Source organism: Alistipes sp. CHKCI003 (genome assembly GCF_900021155.1).
GTDB classification, from domain to species: Bacteria; Bacteroidota; Bacteroidia; order Bacteroidales; family Rikenellaceae; genus Alistipes; species Alistipes excrementavium.
Window position 1 is genome coordinate 1 of the sequence record NZ_FCNT01000069.1, and the last position, 7,758, is coordinate 7,758.

Below are 7,758 nucleotides of genomic sequence, written 5' to 3' on the forward strand. Positions count from 1 at the left end.
CGATGAGCTCGGCTCCTTGCAGCGGTTGGCGGTAGCGGATGCGGACCGCGAAACGGGCCTGTTGGCCCGCTCCGAGCCGCCGGAGCGGATCGACCCAATGGATTTCGTTCGCGCGGATGAAGAGCGCGCGCCGGTAGAGCCCCGGGTGTGCGTCTCCTTCGCCGACGTAGATCACGTTCTGCACCACGTCGGTCGCCAGCACGAAGAGCGACTCCTTGCGGCCGCCGATGCCGAGCCCCTTGCGCTGGCCGATGGTGTAGAAGTGGGCGCCGTTGTGCGTGCCGATCTTTTTGCCGTCGCGGACCGTGTAGTGCCACGGTTCGGCCAGCGCCGCGAGTTCGGCGGAGGTAAACGCCCCGGACGCGGAGGTTCCGATCCGTCCGGACTGCTCCGTCTGTCCGGTCCCGCCGCGATGTATGCCGGGAGCCGCCGTCGCCGAAAATGCGCCGGAGGGCATGGCGTCGTCCGTTTCGGTCCGTTCCGCGGACGAGGGCTGGGCGGCGATCCGTTCCGCGGGCGGAAGTGCGGCGGACAGACTGTCGGACAGAGAGCCGCACCGATTGCCGGCCGGCGTGCCGTGCGGGGAATCGGCGCGCGTGTCAGTCGGAGTTCCGTGCTGCGGATCGGTCGGAGGAACGGCCGGCGTGCCGTGCGGGGATTCCGGCGGACAGCCCTTCCGGAGGGCGGAACTCGTGCCGCCCGGCGAAGCGGGCGAGGCGGCGGCCGAGGGACGAATGTCCGGCCGGTCGGCGTATTTCGGCCACGAGGGGAGAATTTCGTGCACATTGCCCGTGCGCGCGGCGAGTTTCTGCTGGAGGAAGACGGGGAGGTCGACCTTCCCGACGAAGCAGATGCCCTGCGAGTCCTTGCGCTTGGCAGTGGCCAGACGCTGCTCCGCGGCGATGCGCCGCACCTCGGGCTTGAGCAGTCCGCCCACGGGGAAGAGTGCGTAGCGGAGCTGTTCCTGCGAGAGCTGGCAGAGGAAATAGCTCTGGTCCTTGTCGGGATCGCTGCCCGCGAGCAGGCGGTAGACGGTGCGGCCGTCCGGTGCCGTCGTCTCGTCCTTGCGGCAGTAGTGGCCCGTAGCCACGTAGTCGGCGCCCAGCCTGAACGCTTCCTTGAGGAAGACGTCGAATTTGATCTCGCGGTTGCACAGCACGTCGGGATTGGGCGTGCGGCCCCGTTCGTATTCGGCGAACATATAGTCCACCACGCGCTTGCGGTAGTGTTCCGAGAGGTCCGCCACGTGCAGCGGAATGTCGAGCCGCTTGGCGACCAGCTCCGCGAAGGTGCGGTCGTCGTGCCACGGGCAGTCGCCTTCGAGCGTGCCCGTCGTGTCGTGCCAGTTGATCATGAAGAGGCCGATCACCTCGTGTCCCTGCCGTTTGAGCAGATAGGCGGCCACCGACGAATCGACGCCGCCCGAAAGTCCGATTACCACACGTGCCATCTATCTATTGTCGTTGCGTGTCGTTTGCAGATAGTATTCCAGCGGCCGCACCATGTCGGCAAAGAGCCGTTCGCACGCCGCACCCGTCCGGACGAGCAGCCGCACGAGATTGCAGCCCGTGGCGTAAAAATACCCCGAGCGGTCCGTGTCGTGGAGCCAAGCGTCCGTTTCGGCGTAGCTTCCGAGCCGGAATCCCGCTTCGGCTTCGACATGGCGTGCCATGCCTGCCATCAGCTCGAAAAACTCCTCGTCGCGCACGGCATCCGCAACCAGCTCCGCGGACATGCGTGCCTTGCGTTCGGTCCTCGGCGTGAGAAACCTGCGGATGCACTGTTCCCGGTGCGCCGTGCCGCCGGTCCCGGGAGCGCCGAGCAGCGCCCGGTTCCCGGCGCGGATGGCCCGGTCGAACCGTTCGTACTGTCGGCGCAGTGTCCGGTGTTCGGTTTCGGAGTGGGTCGGCAAGGCGTCGGCGACTCTTTTGCAGAAAGCCCGGTGGGCATACGGGTATCCGTGGGCGTATTCGTGAAACACCATCGGTATCCACACGCTGTCGGAGATGACGTCCGGCATCGTGCGGACGGTAATCTCGGGCGACGAGCAGCGGAGGTAGGGGCGCAGGTAGGCGAAATGGGTCGGATCGCCGAATTCGAGGCTCGTCTCCATGTGGAAGGGCTGCGCATCGGGGCGCGCCATCCGGTATGTGCGCAGCCCGGGCTCCTCGTGTGCGGGCCGGACGCCGAAATGTTCGCGCAGTTCCGGCGTCGGATCGACCGCGTGGCAGAGCATCGGGACGTCGTCCTTCGGGGCATCGCATCCGCGCCATGCTCCGGCGACTGCATGGTGCATGGCGCAGACGGCGCGAGTCCGTTCGGGGATGGTCCGTTCGGCACCCTCCGGCTTCGGGGTATCGGACGTGCAGGCCGCGAAAAGAAGTGCTGCGAACGAAATGAAAAGTCGTTTCATGACGGTCGTCTATTCGAGTTCCAGCAACCCTTCGGGCAGGACGAAATGCACCGTCCGGCCTTCGAAGTCGATGCGGGCGACGAACTCTTCGACCGCCGGAACCAGTGCCGTCCGGCCGTCGATGTCGAGTTCGAAGAGCGGATTGGCCTCGTGGTCGAGGAAGCCGGCAATCGTGCCGCGGCGGACCGTGCCGGTGCCGGGAACTTCGGCTTCGACCTCGAAGCCGATGAGGTCTTCGAAGTCTGATTCGTCCTCCTCTGCGCCGCGTGCCGCCTCCACGCGGAACTCCCGGCCGAGCAGCTCCCGGATGCGGCGTTCGGTGTCGAAATCGGCGAATGCGGCCGTGGCGCCGCTTGTTCCGCGCCGCTCGAAGCGGTCGCACCAGAGCGGCACTTCGAGACCGTCGATCGTAACCAGCACGGGGGTCGTCTCCGGATCGAAATCTTCGGGGAAGCTGTCGTAGAGCGAGAGCATCAGACCGCCGTCTGTGCCGAACGGCTTGTTGATTCTGCCTGCGGGTTTCGTCGTCATGCGGATGTGCGTAAGTGTCTGTAATTAAGCATGCGTGTCCGGAACCGCCGATCGTTTCGGTCCGGTCGCGGGTTCCGTCGGCCGCCTAACCGGGAATCGCCGGGGCAGCGGCGGGAGGGGTGCTTGCCGCCCCCCGCCGCCGCCGCTGCGGTCCGGAAAAGACGGGCAGTCCCGGAGGATCGGCCGGCCCCGGCGTGCCCGGCAGTTCCGGCGAATCCGGGGTCAAAGATAGTGTACGGGCGGGGAAATGTCAAATTTATTTCCTCGTACCGTCTTTTTTCGGTTGTCCGCAGGGGTGAAAAAAGAGGCGGCGGTTCCCGGCGAACCACTGCCTCTTCGTGTCATTGTCCGTTGCGGAACAGCTCCGCCGGAACCTATTCCGCTGCGGGAGCTTCGCCTTCGGCGGGGGTCTCGGCACTCTCGGCCGCATTTTCGGCGGCTGCGGCTACGGCTTCGGCGGCGGCCTTGGCCTCGGCTTCGGCGGCGGCGCGCTTCTCTTCGAGCGCTTTCGCACGCTCCTCCTTCACTTTCGCTTCGGCGGCCAGACGGGCTTTCTCGGCCGACTTGGCGTCCGAGGCGAGCTTGTTGGTCTTGGCCTCGATCTTGGCGGTTTTCTCGTTGAGCCACTTGTTGAACTTGGCTTCGGCATCCGATTCCGAGAAAGCGCCTTTGGCGACGCCGCCCAGCAGGTGTTTCTTGTACATCACGCCTTTGTACGAGAGGATCGCACGGCAGGTGTCCGTGGGTTGAGCGCCTTTCATTAACCAATCAAGAGCTCTGTCGAAGCTCAGATCGATCGTAGCAGGATTCGTGTTGGGATTGTAGGTGCCCAACTTTTCGATGAATTTACCATCACGTGGCGCTCTGCTATCTGCGGCGACGATATGATAGAAGGCGAAACCCTTCTTACCATGACGCGCCAGACGAATTTTAACAGCCATTTGCTTGTAAAATTTAGTTAAGTAATCGAATAACGCCCGACCCTTTTGGGGATTGAAAGCCTGCAAAGATACACAAAATTTCCCAATCCGCAAGCTGTCCGCCCGAAATCGGCGGAATTGGTTCGTCCGCGCGTCCGGCCGGGCGGACCCGGTGGTGCGTCCGGTCCGTAAAAACGAATAATTTCGTCGTTCGGATTTCTGTTTTTGATTTTTTCATTACCTTTGTCTCCGCGTTCGCCCGAACGGCCGCCACAGAAGGGGGGCGTCGTTCGACCGTTTGGGGCCTCGGCTGAGTTTCGGACCGGTGTTCGGCTCTGCGCTCGGCTTGACGAAATGGTTCCGTAGCTCAGTTGGATAGAGCAACAGCCTTCTAAGCTGTGGGTCTCGGGTTCGAATCCCGACGGAATCACCGGATCGCGGCGGCATGCGTCTTTCGCCGCCCGACGTATGGGCAAGGCATGGAAACGGAACAGGAGAGTCGTCGGGGCTCTCCTGTTTTTCGTCATGGAACGATGGGGCTCTTTTCAGGGGCGGCGGATTTGCGTCTGCGGCGGAGCGGGATCGCCCGTTGCGGTCGGCCGCCGTCGGTCCGGATCCGGAACCCGGTCGCCGCAGGGGGCGTTCATGCCTTCTCTCCGAGTGCACGGTCGAGGCATGCCTTCAGTTCCGCGGGGATGACGGGTTTGGTGAGAAATCCGCTGCATCCGGCAGCTTCGGCCGCACGACGGTCCGTGTCGAACGCATAGGCCGTCTGCATGATGACCGGAATCCGCGGGTCCCGCAGTCGGATTTCGCGCAACGCCTCCATGCCGTCCATTTCCGGCATCTTTATATCCATCAGAATCGCATCGGGGCGATGCGCGAAAGCCATCTCCACCGCTTCGCGTCCGTTTTTCGCCCACAGCAGGTCGTATTCGCGGCGCAGCACGATCTCCAGCAGTTTGCAATTGCTCTCGGTGTCCTCGGCGATCAGGATCCGGCGGCGGGGACGGCCATCCGGGACTTTGTTCCTATACATTGGGTTCGCTTGTTGTTTCGGCAGTCGTGTCCCGCTTCCGGCGATTTCCGACCGCGGTCGCGTCGCAGCCGGCCGGGAGCGTTGCATTGCTTTCGTTCGTTTCCCTCGTCGGAGCGACCGAGCGGGTTCGCGCCTGCGTCCGGCACCTCGGATCGGTTCGTTTTCGTCGGGGGATGCCGAAGATCCTGTTTTTTGCGGGCTGTCGTTTGCATGGGGTAATTAACGGTAGAACATCCCCGTCCAAACGGTGCGGTTGCCCGAGGCGTCCGACGCTTCGAGACGCACCGTATGGCGGGATTGCGTGCGGGGCGTGTCGAACGGGTGGAAAGCCGTGCCTTTCATCGGGTATCGGTCGCAGATCGACCATTCGCCGTCGATGTAAAGCTCGCACGATGCGATCCCCGAGAAGTTGTCGCCGAGGCGGAAGGCCAGCCCTTCGGCCCGGGAGAGGTCCGCACCGTCGGCAAAGAGCGGCCTCACGGTCGGAGGCACCGTGTCGGCCACGACGAGCATCGGACCCGTCTGGGTGGTGCGGGCCGTAACGGTGCCGTCGTCGTAGCGGCCGCCGGCGTTGACCAGACGCCCCTTGCGGTCGATGACGGCCAGCGTCGTGTGCGGTCGGAGCTTCTCGGGCACGAAGGCGCGGATGCGTACCGTAGCCGCTTTCTGGAGCGGGACGGAGGCGTCGAGCAGCCGGTAGACGGGCGAAAGAAGGATCAGCGTCGTGTCCGCTTTCGGACGCAGGGAGAGACGCTCGGGCCGCACGCAGAGCGATTCGTAGAGCGCGCCCGCGGGCAGCGTGAGCGTGGCTTCGTCCGCCGCGAGGGTCGAGGTGCGCCGGCGGTCGCAGACCACGGCGAGCGAATCGCACGCCGCGGGGCGCGCCCCGCGGCCGCGGACGGTGAATGCGATCTGCGAGATGTTTCCGCAGTCGTCCTCGGCTTCGATGCGGATGCGGTGCGACTGGCCCTCCTGCGTGCGGAGGGCGCCGCGGCCTACGAGCGTGGGGCAGAAGTCGGTGCAGGCTCCTTCGAGCGCAGCCAGCCGGATGGCTTCGTGGCGCGTGGCGACCTGCAGCGGATAGTGTGCTGCGGCGTTGCAGTAGCGCGAACGGTCGAAGGTGAAGCCGTCCATGCGGTATTCGAAGACGGGGCGGTCGTCGACGTACTGCGTCACCCGGTAGAGCCCGAAGGTATTGGCCACGCCGTTGCGGCGGTCGGTGGCTTCGACGACGAAGTGGCCGCAGGGGCCGACTTCGAGCGGCGCGGTGCGGGCGAGGCGGTAGGTGTGCGGATCGCTCTTCACGGCGTCGCAGGCGAAGCGCTCGGTGTGCATGGGGATGCCCCGCACGGTATCGGTCTCGAAGTAGCGGATGCGGACGATCGTGGGCGGCAGATCGTCTTTGGGCCGGACGATGCCCAGACGCACGGTGTTGAGGGTGCGCTGCGTGGCTGTCTCGCGGATTTCGTAGTGCAGGTGCGGTCCGAACGAGGTCCCGCTGTTGCCCGAGTAGCCCACCGTGTCGCCCTGCCGGACGGGGAAGCGGTCGGCGGTGCACCAGAGGTCGATCTTGTTGCGGCGCTGGCGGAGCCGTTCGCTGCGGACGAAGGCTTCGAGGTCGTCGCGGAAGCGCGAGAGGTGGCCGTAGACGGCCGTGGTGCCGTTGTCGAGGGCGATGTAGAGCGCCCGTCCGTAACCCGAGGGGCTGACGGCGATGCGCGAGACGTAGCCGTCGGCCACGGCGACCAGAGGTTTGCCTTCGACGCCGTCGGTCTTGATATCCACACCCGAGTGGAAATGGTTGGGGCGCATCTCTCCGAAGTTGGCCGAGTAGAGTCCCTGCACGCCGCACACGGGAAAGAGGTAGTCGGCCGGATCGGGCGACTGGGCGTGCGACGCACGGGGTGCGGCGAGCGAGGCGAAGAGGAGCGGGATCAGAAAAAGTCGTTGCATGGCGTATCCGTGTTTTTTACGAGTGCGGAGGCGACCTCGATCACCGCTTCGTAGTCGTAGCCGAGCGAGAGGCCGTAGCGCACGAGTTTGGTTTTCAATTCATAGGCCGAGGCGTGTTTCGCGGTGCGGGCCTTGCGTTCGAGCTGCGTGCGCAGGCGGTCGGCATGCTCGGCGGGGTCGACCGCCGAGAGGGCCGCGTCGACGAGCGCGCGTGCGATTCCCTTGCGTTGCAGGGCCGCCCGTATTTTGTAGGCGCCCCAACCGCTCAGCCGCATCTTTTCGCGCACGAACGCCTCGGCGTAGCGGGCGTCGTCGATGAACCGCTGGTCGAGGAGTTCGCGGAGCACTTTCTGCTGGGCCTCCTGCGCGACGCCCCATGTGCGCATCAGACGCAGGGCGTCGCCCGACGAGCGTTCGGCGCGGGCGCAGAGACGCATCAGAGCCGCGAGCGCCTGCTCGGGACTTTTCGTCCGTTTTTCGCGTGGTGTGCCGGCGAATGGGCCGCGGTCCTCGCCGGGACGCTGTTGCCGGCTTGCCGTCAGTTTCCGATCCGTGCGCATAACATTCTCGGTTTGTCGTTGAAATCGCGGCGGAGTTCGATCGCCGCATATCCCTCCGCCCGGAGCAGATCGCAGGTCTCGACGGCCAGCAGTTCGTGTATTTCGAAGTAGAGCCGCCCGCCCGGCGCGAGCATCCGGCGGGCGGCCCGGGCGATGGCGCGGTAGAAGCGCAGCGGATCGTCGTCGGGGACGAAGAGCGCCGTGTCGGGTTCGTACTCCGTAACGTTGCGCCGCATTGCGCGCCGCTCCCGCTGCGGGATGTAGGGCGGGTTCGAGACGATCGCGTCGAACCCGCCGCCGAAAACTTCCGCGAGGGCGGCCGCTTCGGCCGCGGCGGGGATG

At 65.3% G+C, this 7,758-nt stretch carries 8 protein-coding genes and 1 tRNA gene; 1 reads left to right on the forward strand and 8 read right to left on the reverse strand.

Annotated elements, in window-relative coordinates:
* The 4 genes from mnmA to BN3659_RS09315 all read right to left on the reverse strand — a co-directional run.
* Positions 1–1,450, reverse strand: a 1,450-nt coding sequence (gene mnmA / locus BN3659_RS13525) for a tRNA 2-thiouridine(34) synthase MnmA (protein ID WP_253181073.1), incomplete at its 3' end; no start/stop codon positions are given.
* Positions 1,451–2,413 (reverse strand): hypothetical protein, encoded by a 963-nt coding sequence (locus BN3659_RS09305; protein WP_091536443.1) that lies wholly within the window; start codon positions 2,411–2,413, stop codon positions 1,451–1,453.
* A gap of 9 nt (positions 2,414–2,422) precedes the next feature.
* Positions 2,423–2,944, reverse strand: a complete 522-nt coding sequence (locus tag BN3659_RS09310) for a ribosome maturation factor RimM (protein WP_091536444.1) — start codon at positions 2,942–2,944, stop codon at positions 2,423–2,425.
* 374 nt (positions 2,945–3,318) lie between these two features.
* Positions 3,319–3,885: a 30S ribosomal protein S16 gene (locus tag BN3659_RS09315; RefSeq protein ID WP_091536446.1), complete on the reverse strand. Its 567-nt coding sequence runs from the start codon at positions 3,883–3,885 to the stop codon at positions 3,319–3,321.
* A 335-nt stretch (positions 3,886–4,220) separates the two neighbouring features.
* Between BN3659_RS09315 and BN3659_RS09320 the strand changes: the two genes are divergently transcribed.
* Positions 4,221–4,294, forward strand: a tRNA-Arg gene (locus tag BN3659_RS09320).
* A gap of 213 nt (positions 4,295–4,507) precedes the next feature.
* Here BN3659_RS09320 and BN3659_RS09325 read toward each other — a convergent pair.
* From BN3659_RS09325 to BN3659_RS13170, 4 genes are all read right to left on the reverse strand, one after another.
* Positions 4,508–4,903: a response regulator gene (locus BN3659_RS09325; RefSeq protein WP_091536447.1), complete on the reverse strand. Its 396-nt coding sequence runs from the start codon at positions 4,901–4,903 to the stop codon at positions 4,508–4,510.
* A gap of 219 nt (positions 4,904–5,122) precedes the next feature.
* Positions 5,123–6,856 (reverse strand): M23 family metallopeptidase, encoded by a 1,734-nt coding sequence (locus BN3659_RS09330; RefSeq protein ID WP_091536449.1) that lies wholly within the window; start codon positions 6,854–6,856, stop codon positions 5,123–5,125.
* Positions 6,838–7,293, reverse strand: coding sequence for a regulatory protein RecX (locus tag BN3659_RS09335; protein WP_224757845.1), 456 nt, complete (start codon positions 7,291–7,293; stop codon positions 6,838–6,840). The genes BN3659_RS09330 and BN3659_RS09335 overlap by 19 nt, the downstream gene beginning before the upstream one ends.
* 101 nt (positions 7,294–7,394) lie before the next feature.
* On the reverse strand, positions 7,395–7,758 hold a 364-nt coding region (locus BN3659_RS13170; protein WP_458692780.1), incomplete at its 5' end, for a class I SAM-dependent methyltransferase.

Excerpts from the sequence above, each read along its gene's own strand:
- BN3659_RS09305 (WP_091536443.1), bottom strand. The coding sequence starts at position 2,413 with ATGAAACGACTTTTCATTTCGTTCGCAGCACTTCTTTTCGCGGCCTGC.
- BN3659_RS09310 (WP_091536444.1), bottom strand. The coding sequence starts at position 2,944 with ATGACGACGAAACCCGCAGGCAGAATCAACAAGCCGTTCGGCACAGAC.
- BN3659_RS09315 (WP_091536446.1), bottom strand. The coding sequence starts at position 3,885 with ATGGCTGTTAAAATTCGTCTGGCGCGTCATGGTAAGAAGGGTTTCGCC.
- BN3659_RS09325 (WP_091536447.1), bottom strand. The coding sequence starts at position 4,903 with ATGTATAGGAACAAAGTCCCGGATGGCCGTCCCCGCCGCCGGATCCTG.
- BN3659_RS09330 (WP_091536449.1), bottom strand. The coding sequence starts at position 6,856 with ATGCAACGACTTTTTCTGATCCCGCTCCTCTTCGCCTCGCTCGCCGCA.
- BN3659_RS09335 (WP_224757845.1), bottom strand. The coding sequence starts at position 7,293 with ATGCGTCTCTGCGCCCGCGCCGAACGCTCGTCGGGCGACGCCCTGCGT.